Consider the following 15,140-nt stretch of genomic DNA (forward strand, 5'->3'; position numbering starts at 1 on the left):
TCCCGAGTGAAGCAATACTCGGGGCGCGGGCCTCAGCCACGTACAGGCACAAGAACCGGGTCAGTCCTCGCCGAGGTACGCCTTCCGCACCGACTCGTCCACCAGCAGGTCCTGCCCCGTCCCCGACAGGACGATGGAGCCGACCTCCATGACGTGCCCCTGGTCGGCCAGGGAGAGCGCCGCCTGGGCGTTCTGTTCGACGAGGAGGATTGTCGTGCCCTGCGATTTCAGCTCGACGATCGTCGACATGATCTTCTGCATCATGATGGGGGAGAGGCCCATGGAGGGCTCGTCCAGCATGAGCAGTTTGGGCTGGGACATGAGGGCGCGGCCCATGGCGAGCATCTGCTGTTCGCCGCCGGAGAGGGTTCCGGCCGCCTGCTTTCGGCGTTCGCCGAGGATGGGGAAGAGTTCGTAAGCCCGTTGCAGGTCCTTTTCTATGCCGGCCGGGTCTTTCCGGAGGAATGCGCCGAGTTGCAGGTTCTCCATGATGGACAGGCGCGGGAAGATGCGCCGGCCTTCGGGGGAGTGGGCGAGGCCCATGGCGACGATCTTGTGGGCCGGGATGCCGGTGAGGGGCTGGCCGTTGAAGGTGATCTTCCCGCTCAACGGCTTCAGGAGACCTGACAACGTTCGCAGGGTCGTGGTCTTCCCCGCACCGTTGGTGCCGATGAGGGTGACGACCTGGCCCTCCTCGACGGTGAAGGAGATGCCCTTGACGGCTTCGATCTTGCCGTAGGCGACCTTGAGGTCCTCGACCTCCAGCAGGGCGGTCACTTGTTCGTTCCTTCCGAAGAGCCGTCCGACGAAGCGCCCGAAGAGCCGCCTTCCGCGGCGTGCGCCTCCGCTGCCTGGACGTCCTGGAGCGCGGTGTCCTCGGGGGCGCCTTCGAAGGGGGTGCCGAGGTAGGCGGCGATGACGCGTTCGTCGGCCTGGACGACCTCGCTGGTGCCTTCGACGAGTTTTTCGCCCTGGACGAGGACGGCGACGCGGTCGCAGAGGTTGAAGATGAAGCGCATGTCGTGCTCGATGACGAGGACGGCGATGCCCTTGTCGCGGATCGCGAAGACGAGTTCTTCGGTGGCGCGGGTCTCCTGCGGGTTCATGCCGGCGGTGGGCTCGTCGAGGAGGAGCAGGCCGGGTTCGCTGGCCATGGCGCGCGCGATTTCGAGCTTGCGCTGTTCTCCGTAGGGGAGGGAGCGGGCCAGGTGGTCGCGTTTGTGGTCCAGGCCGATGAACTCCAGGAGCTCCATGGCCCGTTCCTCGGACGCCGCTTCGGCCTTCTTGAAGCCGGGGCCGCGGAGAAGAGCGGACCAGAGGCCCTCTTTCGTACGGGTGTGGCGGCCGACGAGGACGTTTTCCAGGACGGTCATGTTGGCGAAGAGCCGGATGTTCTGGAAGGTGCGGGCCATGCCGGCTTTGGTGACGAGGTGGGGCTTGGGCGGCAGGACGTTGCCCTTGTAGGAGACCTTGCCCTCGGTGGGGATGTAGAGGCCGGTGAGGCAGTTGAAGAAGGTGGTCTTGCCGGCGCCGTTGGGTCCGATGAGTCCGACGATCTCGCCTTGGTTGACGGTGAGGTCGACGGAGCGGACGGCGGTGAGTCCGCCGAAGCGCATGGTGACGTTGCTGGCTTCGAGGACGGTCTGGGTGGTGGTCTGTGCCGTGGTCGGTGTCGTCATGGTGGTCACGCCCCTGCCTTGGTCGCCTTGGCGGCGCCGGTGGTGCTGTCGGGCAGGCTCTGTTGCTCCGGGATGTCGAGTTGGCCTGTTTCGTGGAACTCCAGCTGGCGGCGGCGGTTGGCGATGATGCCTTCGGGGCGGAAGCGCATGAGGAGGACGAGTGCGATGCCGAAGGCGAGGAGCTGGTACTCCTTGAGGAAGTTGAGCTTCTCGGGGATGAGGTAGAGGAAGCTCGCGCCGAGGAGGGGTCCGCTGACGGTGCCCATGCCGCCGAGGACGACGGCGGCGAGGAGGAACGCGGAGTTGGGCGGTGCGGCGCCGGCGAACTGGTAGGGGCTGGGCACGACGCTGTAGGTGACGTGCGCGCTGACCGTGCCGGCGAGGCCCGCGAGGGTGGCGCCGAGGGCGAAGGCGATGAGTTTGACGCGGAAGCCGTCGATGCCCATGGCGGTGGCGGCGGTCTCGTCCTCGCGGATGGCGATCCAGGAGCGGCCGATGCGGGAGTCGGCGGCGCGGGTGAAGACGAGGACCACGATGGCCGTGATGATGAGCATCAGGAAGAAGTAGTTGGCGAAGCGGCCGAGGGTGAATCCGGCGACGTCGTGGCTCGCGCCGAGGTTGAACCCGAAGATTTCCAGGTCGGGGATGGAGGGGATGCCGTCGGGGCCGTTGGTGATGTCGGGTCCTGAGGAGCCGTCCATGTTGTTGACGGCGATGCGGAAGATCTCTCCGAAGCCGAGGGTGACGATGGCGAGGTAGTCGCCGCGCAGCCGCAGGGTGGGTGCGCCGATGAGGACGCCGAAGACGAGCGAGGCGGCCATGCCGGTGAGGGCGGCGGCCCAGAAGGGGAACTGGACGCCGGAGAAGCGGGAGAACTCGGAGCCGGAGACGAGGGCGGCGGCGTAGGCGCCGACGCCGAGGAAGGCGACGTATCCGAGGTCGAGGAGGCCGGTGAGGCCGACGACGATGTTGAGGCCGAGGGCGACGGTGGCGAAGATCAGGATGTTGACGCCGAGGTTGGCGTTGTGGTCGTCGCTCTGGGTGAAGGGGAAGATCGCGGCGGCGAGGAAGGCCATGCCGGCGGCGAAGCCCTTGTGGCGGGCGGCGAGGGCGGAGAAGCGGTCGAGCTGTCCGGCGTGGACGAGGGCCCAGGCGGTGAAGAGGATGAGCAGGGAGAAGCCGATGAAGGTTTCGCTGTCCTCGTCGGGGATGCCGATGCCGTAGGTGAAGGCGATGAGGCCGAGGGTGATGCCGGCGGTGATGACCAGGCGCTGGGCCCAGGGCGCGAGTTCGCGGGTGGGGGCGGGCTGGTCGGGTTTGGTGAGGTAGTCCTTGAGGGTGTGCCCGGGGTGGGGCAGGGCGAGGGCGCCGAGGACGGGGAGTGCCGAGGCGACCGCGGCGACGTAGGCGCCGGGGTCGAGGTTGGCGAGGCCGCCGAGGTCGACGGTGATGGCGATGGCCGAGAACCAGCAGACGGTGAATCCGGCGACCGCGGAGAGCAGGAGGGGTGAGGTGGCGCCGGCGGGGTTGAGCCAGCGCACTCCTCGGACGTCCCACAGGCGCAGGGCGAAGAGGAGGGTGATGATGCCGGAGACGAGGGCGACGACCTGGAGGCCCGCGGGGTAGCCGTAGACGGTGAGGTCGCCGGGGAATTCGTCGGTCCAGGTCCAGGACATGAAGGTGCTGGCGATGGTGCCGATCGCGCCGGCGGCGACGAGGATGCGGGCGGCGCCTTCGGGCAGGTGCACGAGGCCGGTGGCGGCGTCGGTCTTGCGGGGTGTGGTCTGGGGTGTGGTCATGGTGGTCACGCCCTGTCCGCGACGCGTTCGCCGAGTAGACCTTGTGGTCGTAGCAGCAGGACGAGGATGAGGAGGACGAACGCCCAGACGGAGGCCCAGCCCTGGCCGCCGAGTTGCTGCATGCCGGGGATGTCGGAGATGTAGGCGGTGGCCATGGCTTCGGTGAGGCCGAGGACGACGCCGCCGAGCATGGCTCCGTAGATGTTGCCGATGCCGCCGAGGACGGCGGCGGTGAAGGCTTTGAGTCCGGCGGCGAAGCCCATGTCGTACTGGACGGAGCCGTATTTGACGCCGTAGGCGACGCCGGCGACGGCGGCGAAGACACCGCCGATGGCGAAGGCGATGACGATGATGCGGTTGGTGTCGATGCCCATGAGCTGGGCGGTGTCCGGGTCCTGGGCGGTGGCCTGCATGGCGCGGCCGGTGCGGGAGAGGCGGACGAAGACGGCGAGGATCGCCATGCACAGCGGGGCGGCGATGATCAGGAAGATGTCGCCGCTCTGGATGCGGATGGAGCCGAGGTGGTAGGGCCCGAAGGGGAGTTGCGGGAAGACGCGGGCGGCCTTGGCGTCGGGGTAGAGGTTGAAGACGAGCTGCTGGATGGCGAGGGAGAGTCCGATCGCGGTGATCAGGGGTGCGAGGCGTGGTGCGCCGCGTAGTGGCCGGTAGGCGAAGCGTTCCGCTCCGACGGCGATGAGGGTGGCGACGAGGGCGCCGCCGATGAGCATGGCCGGGAGGGCTATCCACATGGATATGCCGTCGGGGAGTACGAGGTAGACCGTGAGCGCGCCGAAGCCGCCGGTCATGAAGATCTCGCCGTGGGCGAAGTTGATGAGCTGGACGATGCCGTACACCATCGTGTAGCCGATGGCGATCAGCCCGTACATCGAGCCGAGGAACAGCCCGTTGGCCAGCTGCTGCGGCAGCGTGTTCACCGCGTGGCCTCCATGGGTGGGAAGTCTGGGGCAGGGAGATGAGTTGGGGCCGCGCGGTGATGACGGTCGTCATTGGCCGCGCGGCCCCGGGGGTGGTGCGTGCGGTGCGGTCGGTTCAGCCGGCGTTGAAGGTGCCGCTCTTGACGGCCTTCCACTCGCCGTTGCTGACCTGGTACACGGTGAGCTGCTTGTTCGTGGTGTCGCCGTACTGGTCGAAGGCGACGGGGCCCGCGATGCCGTCGAACTTGCTGTTCTGGACGCCTTCGACGACCTTGGCGCGGGCGTCGGAGGGGACCTTGCCGTCCTTCACGACCTCGCCGACGGCCTTGATGATGGCGGTGGCGGCGTCGTAGGAGTAGCCGCCGTAGGTGCCGTAGTCACCGGGGTACTTCTTCGCCTTGTAGGTGGAGATGAACTCCTTGGCGGCGGGGAGGGTGGTGACGGGGACGCCGACGGAGGTGGCGAGGTCGCCCTCGGCGGTCTTGCCGGCGGTCTTGATGTAGGTCGGGGTGAACATGCCGTCGCCGCCGAAGAGCGGGATCTTGGCGCCGGCGTCCTTGAGCTGCTTGGTGAGGACCTGGGACTCGTCGTACTGGCCGCCGTAGTAGAGCAGGTCGGCGCCGGAGTTCTTGATCTTGGTGACGAGGGTGCCGAAGTCGCTGCTGCCGCCGCTGGAGATGGTGGTGACGTGGTCGGTGCCGACGACCTGGCCGCCCGCCTTCTTGAAGCCCGCGGTGAACAGCTTGGCGAGGCCCGCGCCGTAGGTCTGCTTGTCGTCGACGACGTAGACCTTCTTCTTCTTCAGCGTGTTGTAGGCGTAGTCCGCCGCGAAGCCGCCCTGGAGGGCGTCGGTGGTGGCGGTGCGGAAGTACGTCTTGTACGTGCGCTTCTTCGCGGTCTGCCAGTTCTTGCCCTGGGTCAGTTCGGGCGCGGTGTTGGAGGGGGAGATCTCGACCAGGTTGGCCGTGGCGAAGACCTGCTGCATGGAGGTGGCCACACCGGAGTTGAGGGGGCCGACGACTCCGAGCACGTCCTTGTCGGCGACGAGCGCCGTGGCGTTCTGCTGGCCGGTGGCGGGTACGGCCTTGTCGTCGAGCGCCTTGACCTTGAAGGTGACACCGGGAACGGTGTTCTTCTTGTTGGCGTCGTCGACGGCGATCTGGACGCCGTACTGGATGCCGAGGCCGGTCGCGGAGTTGGCGCCGGTCAGCGGGGCGTCGACGCCGATGACGACGGTGGTCTTCTTGTCGCTGCTCGACCCTTTGTCGTCGTCGCGTGATCCGCAGGCGGTGAGCGTCAGTGCTCCGGTGGTGAGCACGGTGGTGAGTATGAGCAGAGAACGGTGTCGCACGATCATTCCTCTCCCTGGCGCGATCCCCGTGGTCGGGGACCGTGTGTCTCGCCGGGCCGTACTGGTGGTACAGGGGCCGTGCAATGGACGCGCCCGGCGGCGCGGTGACTGGCCGTGACTATAAGCGCAGGTCGCAGAGTGGGGAGTAGTGCGGGAGAGGATGTGACGCTCTTGTTATGCCGGGGTGGCTCCGGGTGGGTGCAGTGGGGGCGATTGGGGCGTATGCATAGCGCACTCGGATGTTCGCAATGTGAGAACGCCCAGTTCCGCTAAGGGACTTGAGGTGATCTTGGTCCTTACTTCCTGAGCATTCGGTGGCGTCCAAGGGCTTGTCCTCGGGGTCCCGGCGGTGTAATGGGCGGGCGCGCGCGGAGTGCATGGGCACGTTACGGCGGTGGTAACTGAGTGTTACTTCCGCGCGTGATCGTCCGGGGCGTCGGTGCCGGATGGCAGGCGGCGCGGATCCACTGCCACAGGTCGCGGCGGTAGGCCTCGCCGAAGAGGAAGGCGTGGCGTTGCCGGGCGCGCCGGTTGCTCAGGGTCAGTTCGATGTAGGGCTCGTTGAAACCGTGCGGCAGGGACGCGCAGTGGTGCGGGGTGAGGCGGGCGGTGAGGTGCCAGGGGCTGCCCGGTTCGACGGTCACGGGGAGCGTGGGGGCGCTGTCCGCCGTCAGACGGGCCGGTCCGGTGGCGAGCCGGTGGACGGTGACCGGGTGGGCGCCGCTGACGTGGACGACGAACCGGAAGCGGCCCGGTTCGGGTCCCGGCCCCTCGTAGCGCAGCGCGGTCACCTGGGAGGGCCAGGGCGGGGGCGCGGGCGTCGCGGGCGCCGGCCGCAGCAGGAGGAGCGCCGGGGTGGCGACGGTGACCAGGGCGAGGGCTAGGGCGCCGCGCCGGCGCGGGGCGGGCACGGCGGCCCAGCGCTCGGCGAGGCGGGGGGTCTCGGAGCGGGGGGTCGCGAGGGTGTCGAGCCGGGGCCGGGCTCCGGGCGGTGCGTGGCTGCCGGTCGGTTCGCAGGGCTCGACGGGGCCGATGCCGGTCATGCCTGAAGGTAAGTCCGGCCGCCGCCCGCTACAAGGCCGTGCGCGCACCGTGCCCGCGCCGATGCCCTCTGGCGGGACGGGGTGAGGCGCGGTGGAATACGCGCGTCGGGGCGAGGCGCGGTGGGATACGCGCGTCCCGCGAGTGCACTCCCTTCTCGCGCCCTTGGAGGCACGATGGTGAGATCCACCGGTATGAGAGCACGTCGTCCGCGCGGTCCGTTCGTGGTGTGCGTGCTGGCTGCGGTGCTGGCGGCGCCGTCCGCGTACGCCGTCGAACAGCCCGCGCGGCGGGCTGAGTTGTCGATCGCCGGGGGTGAGACGCGACCCGTCTTCTCCCGGGCGGATGCCGTGTTGCAGCAGGTCGACGTCCAGACGGAGGCCGACAGTGACGGTGACGGCCAGCGCGACACCGTACGGATGCGGATTCTGCGGCCGAGGGAGACGGAGACGGCCGGGCTGAAGGTGGCCACGATCGTGGAGGCGAGTCCGTACTGGGCGGGCGGCAATGACGTGCCGAACCATGGGGTCGACCTCGACGAGGACGGGCTGCCGGTCGCCGGGCCGCCGGTGGCCGGGCCGCCACCGCAACTGGGCGCGCGGCGGCCCGGGTTGACGGGTCCGGCGGTCGCGTACTCCGGCTACTACGACAACTACTTCCTGCCCCGCGGCTATGCCGTGGCGCAGGTCGACAGTCTCGGTACGGGCGGCTCCACCGGCTGTCCCACGTCCGGCGGTCGCAACGAGACGCTCGGCGCGAAGGCCGCGATCGACTGGCTGGGCGGCCGGGCGAAGGGCTGGGACCCCGACGGGAATCCGGTGCGCGCCGGCTGGTCGACCGGGAACTCGGCCATGATGGGCATCTCCTACAACGGCACGCTGCCGACCGCCGTGGCCGCGACGGGCGTCAAGGGGCTCAAGGCGATCGTGCCGATCTCCGGGATCTCGTCCTGGTACGACTACTACCGGGCGAACGGCGGCGTCGTCGCTCCCGGCACCTTCCAGGGCGAGGACACCGACGTGCTCGCCCGCTACGTGTACTCGCGCGCCGACCAGGAGATCTGCAAGCCGGTCCTCGACGCCCTGGAGCGCGATCAGGACCGGGTGACGGGTGACTGGTCGCCGTACTGGCAGGAGCGCGACTACCTCAAGGACGTGCGCCGGATCAAGGCGGGCGTCTTCGTCGTCCACGGCCTGAACGACTGGAACGTGAAGACGAAGAACGCCGGGCAGTTGTGGGAGGCGCTGAAGAGGAACCATGTGCCGCGCAAGCTGTGGCTGCACCAGGCGGGGCACGCCAATCCGATGCCGCTGCGCATGGAGGAGTGGCTCGACCAGGTCCACCACTGGTTCGACTTCTGGCTCTACGGCATCCGCAACGGTGTGCTCGACGAGCCCCGGGTCGACGTCGAACAGGCCGATTTCAGCTGGCGCGAGCAGGCGGACTGGCCGGCGCCCGGGACGCGTGATCTGACGCTGCGGCTGCGCGCCGACGGGACGCTCGGGCGCGGGGCGGGGCCGCGGCAGGTACAGAGCCTGACCGACGCGGGCCGGACCGTCCCCGCCGAGCGGCTCGTCACCGCGCCCGACACGAGGAACCCGAACCGGCTCGCGTATACGACCGGACCGCTGGAGCGCGATCTGCGGCTCAACGGCGTGCCCGAGATCGACATCCGGTCGTCACTCTCCGGTACGTCGCCGTACGTGACCGCGCTGCTCGTCGACTACGGGCGTGCCACGCGGGCGACGTCCGGCACGGTCACCGACGCGTCGCAGCAAATCTGCTACGGCGAAGGCGTGCCGGGTCTGCCGGGTGAGACGGGCTGTGCGTACCGGACGAGGCACGCGACGGAGACCGCCGACTTCAAGATCGTGACGCGGGGCTGGCTCGATGTCCGCAACCGGCACTCCGCGGCCCGTCAGAGCAAGGTCGTGGAGGGGCGTGCGTACCGGCTGCGCTGGGACATGCAGCCCGAGGAGTACGTCTTCGCGGCCGGGCACCGGCTGGGCGTCGTCCTGATCTCGACGGACCACGACTACACGCTGCGGTACCCGGCGGGCACGCGGATGACGGTGCGCGCCGGGGACGGCGTGCTCAGGCTGCCGGTGGCGCCGTAGGCGCGGAGGGCGCGGAGGGTGCCGTGGGGGCTGTGGGGGCGTCCTTGAGGAGGCAGGTCAGGCGGGCCGTGCAGACCCGCTTGTCCTGCTCGTCGGTGATGACGATCTCGTACGTGGCGGTCGTGCGGCCGCGGTGGACGGGGGTGGCGACGCCGGTGACGAGGCCCGAGCGGGCGCCGCGGTGGTGCGTGCAGTTCAGGTCGACGCCGACGGCGATCTTGCCGGCGCCGCCGTGCAGCATGGAGCCGACCGAGCCGAGGGTCTCGGCGAGGACGGCGGAGGCGCCGCCGTGCAGCAGCCCGTAGGGCTGGGTGTTGCCCTCGACGGGCATCGTGCCGACGACGCGGTCCGCGGCCGCTTCCCTGATCTCGACGCCCATCCGGGTGCCGAGGTGCCCGGCGGAGAACAGGGCGGGAAGATCGACGCCGAGCGTCGCGTACTCGTCGATGACCTCTTGCGGGAACTTCACGTGGTTCTGCTCGCCCATGGGGCCCGGCTCCGTCCGTCGTGCCTGCGTTCCTGTGTCCGTGCAGCCGTGCGCTGCTGCCGTGCGGCCGCTGCCGCACGGCTGGCTGAGCAAACGCTCAGTCGGTGCTGGATTGTTCCAGGCGCACGACGACGGACTTGCTGGCGGGGGTGTTGCTGGTGTCCGCGGTCGCGTCGAGCGGCACCAGGACGTTGGTCTCCGGGTAGTACGCGGCCGCGCAGCCGCGCGCCGTCGGGTAGTGCACGACGCGGAAGCCGGGGGCCCGGCGCTCCACACCGTCGCTCCACTCGCTGACGAGGTCGACGTAGGCGCCGTCGGCCAGGTCGAGGTCCTTGGCGTCCTCGGTGTTGACGAGGACGACCCGGCGGCCGTTCTTGATGCCCCGGTAGCGGTCGTCCAGGCCGTAGATCGTGGTGTTGTACTGGTCGTGCGAGCGCAGGGTCTGCAGGAGGAGGCGGCCCTCGGGCAGGTGCGGGTACTCGACGGGCGCGGCCGTGAAGTTGGCCTTGCCGGTGGCGGTGGGGAAGCGGCGCTCGTCGCGCGGGGCGTGCGGCAGCGCGAAGCCGGCCGGGTCGGCCACGCGCGCGTTGAAGTCCTCGAAGCCCGGGATGACGCGGGCGATGCGGTCGCGGATCGTGGCGTAGTCCTTCTCGAACTCCTCCCACGGGATGAGGGACGTGCCGCCCAGGACGCGGCGGGCGAGGCGGGCGACGATGGCCGGCTCGGAGAGCAGGTGGCGGCTGGCGGGCTCCAGGCGGCCGCGAGAGGCGTGCACCATGCCCATGGAGTCCTCGACGGTGACGAACTGCTCGCCACTGTCCTGCGTGTCGCGCTCGGTGCGGCCGAGGGTGGGCAGGATCAGCGCGCGGGCGCCCGTGACGGCGTGCGAGCGGTTGAGCTTCGTGGAGACGTGGACGGTGAGGGCGGCGCGGCGCATGGCCGCCTCGGTGACCTCGGTGTCGGGGGAGGCGGAGACGAAATTGCCGCCCATGGCGAAGAAGACCTTCGCCTGGCCGTCGCGCAGGGCGCGGATGGCGCGGACGACGTCGAAGCCGTGCTCGCGCGGCGGCGCGAAGCCGAACTCCTTCTCCAGGGCGTCCAGGAAGGCGGGGGCGGGGCGCTCGAAGATGCCCATGGTGCGGTCGCCCTGCACGTTGCTGTGGCCGCGGACCGGGCAGACACCGGCGCCGGGGCGGCCGATGTTGCCGCGAAGGAGCAGGAAGTTGACCACTTCGCGGATGGTCGGCACGGAGTGCTTGTGCTGGGTCAGGCCCATCGCCCAGCAGACGACGGTGCGCTTGGAGGCGAGGACCAGCTCCAGGGTGCGCTCGATGTCCGCGCGGGACAGCCCCGTCGCCTTGAGGGTCTCGTCCCAGTCGGCGGCGCGGGCGGCTTGGACGAACTCCTCGTACCCGTGCGTGTGCTCGGCGATGAAGGCGTCGTCGGTGGCGCCCTCCGTTTCCAGGATCAGCTTGTTCAGGAGGCGGAAGAGCGCCTGGTCGCCGCCGAGCCGGATCTGCAGGAACAGGTCGGTGAGGGAGGCGCCCTTGGTGAGGCCCTTCGGGGTCTGCGGGTTCTTGAACTTCTCCAGGCCCGCCTCCGGCAGCGGGTTCACGGAGATGATCCGCGCGCCACCCGCCTTCGCCTTCTCCAGGGCGGAGAGCATGCGCGGGTGGTTCGTGCCCGGGTTCTGCCCGGCGACGATGATCAGGTCCGCCTTGTAGAGGTCCTCCAGGAGGACGCTGCCCTTGCCGATGCCGATCGTCTCGGTCAGCGCGGAGCCGGACGACTCGTGGCACATGTTCGAGCAGTCGGGCAGGTTGTTCGTGCCGAACTCGCGGGCGAACAGCTGGTAGAGGAACGCCGCCTCGTTGCTGGTACGGCCCGAGGTGTAGAAGACCGCCTCGTCGGGGGAGGAGAGCGCGGCCAGCTCGTCGCCGATGATGTCGAAGGCCCGCTCCCACGTCACCGGCTCGTACCGGTCCGAGCCCTCCGCCAGGAACATGGGGTGCGTGAGGCGGCCCTGCTGGCCCAGCCAGTACCCCGAGCGCGTCGCCAGATCGGCCACCGGGTGCGCGGCGAAGAACTCGGGGGTCACCCGGCGCAGGGTGGCCTCCTCGGCGACCGCCTTCGCGCCGTTCTCGCAGAACTCGGCCGTGTGCCGGTGCTCTGGCTCGGGCCAGGCGCAGCCGGGGCAGTCGAAGCCGTCCTTCTGATTGACGCGCAGCAGCGTCAGGGCGGTGCGCTTCACACCCATCTGCTCGCGGGCGATCTTGAGGGACTGCCGGACGGCGGGGATCCCCGCGGCATGGTGCTGCGGCGCCGCGACCTGCGGTGCGTCCTGAACCGGATCCGAGGCGGGCGGCTTGCTTGCCATGGCTGGCTCCCCTTCGAGCTGATCCTGCGAGCGTGCGGCGCAGCGCTTCCGCTGCTGTGGAGCGCGTCTGCTCACTGCTGTGAAGTGCGTCTCCGATCCTCGCACGTACGACTGACAGGGCCCCCGGCCGGTCGGGGATGGGCCGGGCTGTCAGTGGGGCGTGGCAGGATCGGGGACGTGGCAGAGAAAGCAGCGAAGACGGCGAAGACGACGGCGACGAAGGCGACCGGAGGTGCTGGTGGGCGCCCCCGGCTGATGCTCATGGACGGGCACTCCCTGGCCTACCGGGCGTTCTTCGCGCTGCCCGCGGAGAACTTCACGACGGCGACGGGCCAGCCGACGAACGCGATCTACGGATTCGCGTCGATGCTGGCGAACACGGTGCGCGACGAGGCGCCCACGCACTTCGCGGTGGCGTTCGACGTCTCGCGCAAGACGTGGCGCTCGCAGGAGTTCACCGAGTACAAGGCGAACCGGTCGAAGACCCCGGACGAGTTCAAGGGCCAGGTCGAGCTGATCGGCGAGCTGCTCGACGCGATGCACACGCCGCGCTTCGCCGTCGAGGGCTTCGAGGCCGACGACGTCATCGCCACGCTCGCCACCCAGGCCGAGGCGGAGGGGTACGAGGTCCTCATCGTCACCGGCGACCGGGACTCCTTCCAGCTCGTCTCCGACCACGTCACGGTCCTGTACCCGACCAAGGGCGTCTCCGAGCTGACGCGGTTCACGCCGGAGAAGGTCTTCGAGAAGTACGGCCTGACCCCGGCGCAGTACCCGGACTTCGCCGCGCTGCGCGGCGACCCGTCGGACAACCTGCCGGGCATCCCCGGCGTCGGGGAGAAGACGGCCGCGAAGTGGATCAACCAGTTCGGTTCGTTCGCCGAGCTGGTCGAGCGCGTCGACGAGGTCAAGGGCAAGGCGGGGGCGAACCTCCGCGAGCACCTGGAGGCCGTCAAGCTCAACCGCCGCCTCACCGAGATGGTGCGCGACGTCGAGCTGCCGAAGGCCGTCGGCGACCTGGAGCGCACGGCGTACGACCGTACGGCGATCGCGATGATCCTGGACACCCTGGAGATCCGTAACCCGTCGCTGCGCGAGCGCCTCTTCGCCGTCGACCCGGGCGCCGCGGAGGCCGAGGAGGCCCCGGCCGAGCCCGGCGTCGACGTCGACGGGACGGTCCTCACCACCGGCGAGGTCGCGCCCTGGCTGGCCGAGCACGCCGGCGCCGCCCTGGGCCTGGCCTCCGTCGACACGTGGTCGCTGGGCACCGGTTCGGTCACCGAGGTCGCGCTCGCCGCCGCCGGGGGAGAGGCCGCATGGTTCGACCCGTCGCTGCTCGACGAGGCCGACGAGAAGGCGTTCGCGGCGTGGCTCGCGGACGAGGCCAAGCCCAAGGTGCTGCACAACGCCAAGGCGGTCATGCGCGTCTTCACCGAGCACGGCTGGACGGTGAACGGGGTGACGATGGACACCGCGCTCGCCGCCTACCTGGTCAAGCCGGGCCGCCGCTCCTTCGCGCTCGACGCGCTCACCCTGGAGTACCTGGGCCGCGAGCTGGCCCCCGCCGGCGCCCCCGACGGACAGCTCGCCTTCGGCAGCGAGGAGGACGAGCAGGCCGAGGCCGACGCGCTCATGGTGCAGGCCCGCGCCATCCTCGACCTCGGCGAGGCGTTCGACGCGCGCCTCAAGGAGGTCGGCGCCGCCGAACTGCTCACCGACATCGAACTGCCCACCTCCGCGCTCCTCGCCCGCATGGAGCGCTACGGCATCGCCGCCGACCGCCCGCACCTCCAGGACATGGAGCAGATGTTCGCGGGCGCGGTCCAGCAGGCGGTGCAGGAGGCGCACGCCTCGGTCGGCCACGAGTTCAACCTCGGCTCGCCCAAGCAGCTCCAGGAAGTCTTCTTCGGCGAGCTGGACCTGCCGAAGACCAAGAAGACCAAGACCGGCTACACGACGGACGCGGACGCCCTCGCCTGGCTCGCCCAGCAGACCGACCACGAACTCCCCGTGATCATGCTGCGCCACCGCGAGCAGGCCAAGCTCCGCGTCACCGTCGAGGGCCTGATCAAGACGATCGCCGCCGACGGCCGCATCCACACCACGTTCAACCAGACGGTCGCCGCGACCGGCCGCCTCTCCTCCACCGACCCCAACCTGCAGAACATCCCCGTCCGCACCGACGAGGGCCGGGCGATCCGGCGCGGCTTCGTGGTCGGCGAGGGCTACGAGTCGCTGATGACGGCCGACTACAGCCAGATCGAACTCCGCGTCATGGCCCACCTGTCCGAGGACGAGGGCCTCCTCGAAGCGTTCAACTCCGGCGAGGACCTGCACACCACGGTCGCCTCACAGGTGTTCAACGTGGGCCGGGACGCGGTCGACGCGGAGATGCGCCGCAAGATCAAGGCGATGTCGTACGGCCTCGCCTACGGCCTGTCGGCGTTCGGCCTCTCCGGGCAGCTCAACATCGAGCCGGGGGAGGCGCGGGTCCTGATGGACACGTACTTCGAGCGGTTCGGCGGCGTACGGGACTATCTGCGGCGGGCGGTGGACGAGGCGCGGGCCACGGGCTACACGGAGACCATGCTGGGCCGTCGCCGCTACCTCCCCGACCTCAACTCGGACAACCGGCAGCGCCGGGAGATGGCCGAGCGGATGGCGCTGAACGCGCCGATCCAGGGCACGGCGGCGGACATCGTCAAGATCGCGATGCTGAACGTGGACAGGGCGCTGACCGAGGCGGGGCTCGCCTCCCGGATGCTGCTCCAGGTCCACGACGAAATCGTCCTCGAGATCGCGCCCGGGGAGGCGGCCGCGGCGGAGGAACTGGTCCGCCGCGAAATGGCCGGAGCGGTTGCCCTCCGGGCGCCGCTGGATGTTTCGGTGGGGCTGGGGAGGGACTGGGAGTCCGCAGCGCATTAGCCTCCGGCGGGGCGGGGGATCGGGCGGTCGCGTCGCCGGGTGCGGGTGCGTCGTGGCTGGTCGCGCAGTTCCCCGCGCCCCTGGGGTGCGCACTGCGTGCGGCACCCCACGGGGTGCGCCGGTACCCGCAGCGCCCCTGAAGGCGCGGCAAAGCCGCAACCCTCCAGGGGCGCGGGGAACGGCGCGCTCAGCCACGACGCACCCGCGGTCGACCGACGGCCTCGGCTGGACAGCGCACGAAGTGCGCGTCCCCGGGGACGCGGGGAACGGCGCGCTCAGCCCCAACGCTCCCGCGGTCGACCGACGGCCTCGGCTGGACAGCGCACGAAGTGCGCGTCCCCAGGGGCGCGGGGAACTGCGCGACCAGCCACGACGCACCCGCACCCGCCGGTGAGAGCCCGCCCCCGGCAGACGGGACGGCGCACCCGG

Annotated in this window: 10 protein-coding genes; 2 read left to right on the plus strand and 8 right to left on the minus strand. The window is 70.1% G+C overall.

Annotation, left to right across the window (positions count from 1 at the left end):
- Positions 1–60: 60 nt before the first annotated feature.
- The 6 genes from C1N81_RS32995 to C1N81_RS33020 all read right to left on the minus strand — a co-directional run bounded on the left by C1N81_RS32995 (position 61) and on the right by C1N81_RS33020 (position 6,807).
- Positions 61–777, minus strand: a complete 717-nt coding sequence (locus C1N81_RS32995) for an ABC transporter ATP-binding protein (RefSeq protein ID WP_394434964.1) — start codon at positions 775–777, stop codon at positions 61–63.
- On the minus strand, positions 774–1,679 hold the full coding sequence (locus C1N81_RS33000; RefSeq protein ID WP_394434965.1) for an ABC transporter ATP-binding protein: 906 nt from the start codon (positions 1,677–1,679) through the stop codon (positions 774–776). The genes C1N81_RS32995 and C1N81_RS33000 overlap by 4 nt, the downstream gene beginning before the upstream one ends.
- 5 nt (positions 1,680–1,684) lie before the next feature.
- Positions 1,685–3,478 (minus strand): branched-chain amino acid ABC transporter permease, encoded by a 1,794-nt coding sequence (locus tag C1N81_RS33005; protein ID WP_394434966.1) that lies wholly within the window; start codon positions 3,476–3,478, stop codon positions 1,685–1,687.
- Positions 3,479–3,483: 5 nt separating this feature from the next.
- Positions 3,484–4,413, minus strand: a complete 930-nt coding sequence (locus C1N81_RS33010; protein ID WP_394434967.1) for a branched-chain amino acid ABC transporter permease — start codon at positions 4,411–4,413, stop codon at positions 3,484–3,486.
- 115 nt (positions 4,414–4,528) lie between these two features.
- Complete coding sequence (locus tag C1N81_RS33015; RefSeq protein ID WP_394434968.1) at positions 4,529–5,770, minus strand: branched-chain amino acid ABC transporter substrate-binding protein; 1,242 nt, start codon at positions 5,768–5,770, stop codon at positions 4,529–4,531.
- A gap of 380 nt (positions 5,771–6,150) precedes the next feature.
- Positions 6,151–6,807 carry a hypothetical protein gene (locus C1N81_RS33020; protein ID WP_394434969.1) on the minus strand — a complete coding sequence of 219 codons (657 nt, stop codon included), beginning with the start codon at positions 6,805–6,807 and terminating at the stop codon, positions 6,151–6,153.
- Positions 6,808–6,999: 192 nt separating this feature from the next.
- Between C1N81_RS33020 and C1N81_RS33025 the strand changes: the two genes are divergently transcribed.
- Positions 7,000–8,922, plus strand: a complete 1,923-nt coding sequence (locus C1N81_RS33025) for a Xaa-Pro dipeptidyl-peptidase (RefSeq protein ID WP_394434970.1) — start codon at positions 7,000–7,002, stop codon at positions 8,920–8,922.
- Here the strand turns inward: C1N81_RS33025 and C1N81_RS33030 are convergent.
- Both C1N81_RS33030 and C1N81_RS33035 read right to left on the minus strand, forming a co-directional pair.
- On the minus strand, positions 8,900–9,409 hold the full coding sequence (locus C1N81_RS33030) for a PaaI family thioesterase (RefSeq protein ID WP_394434971.1): 510 nt from the start codon (positions 9,407–9,409) through the stop codon (positions 8,900–8,902). The two genes, C1N81_RS33025 and C1N81_RS33030, sit on opposite strands and share 23 nt — an antisense overlap.
- A gap of 97 nt (positions 9,410–9,506) precedes the next feature.
- The gene (locus tag C1N81_RS33035) at positions 9,507–11,786 is read right to left on the minus strand and encodes an FdhF/YdeP family oxidoreductase (protein ID WP_394434972.1); all 2,280 of its coding nucleotides are present in this window, start codon (positions 11,784–11,786) and stop codon (positions 9,507–9,509) included.
- Positions 11,787–12,041: 255 nt separating this feature from the next.
- On the opposite strand from C1N81_RS33035, the gene polA reads away from it, so the two are divergent.
- Positions 12,042–14,711, plus strand: a complete 2,670-nt coding sequence (gene polA, locus C1N81_RS33040; RefSeq protein WP_394438381.1) for a DNA polymerase I — start codon at positions 12,042–12,044, stop codon at positions 14,709–14,711.
- Positions 14,712–15,140: the final 429 nt, after the last annotated feature.

This window comes from Streptomyces sp. SGAir0957, assembly GCF_043523415.1.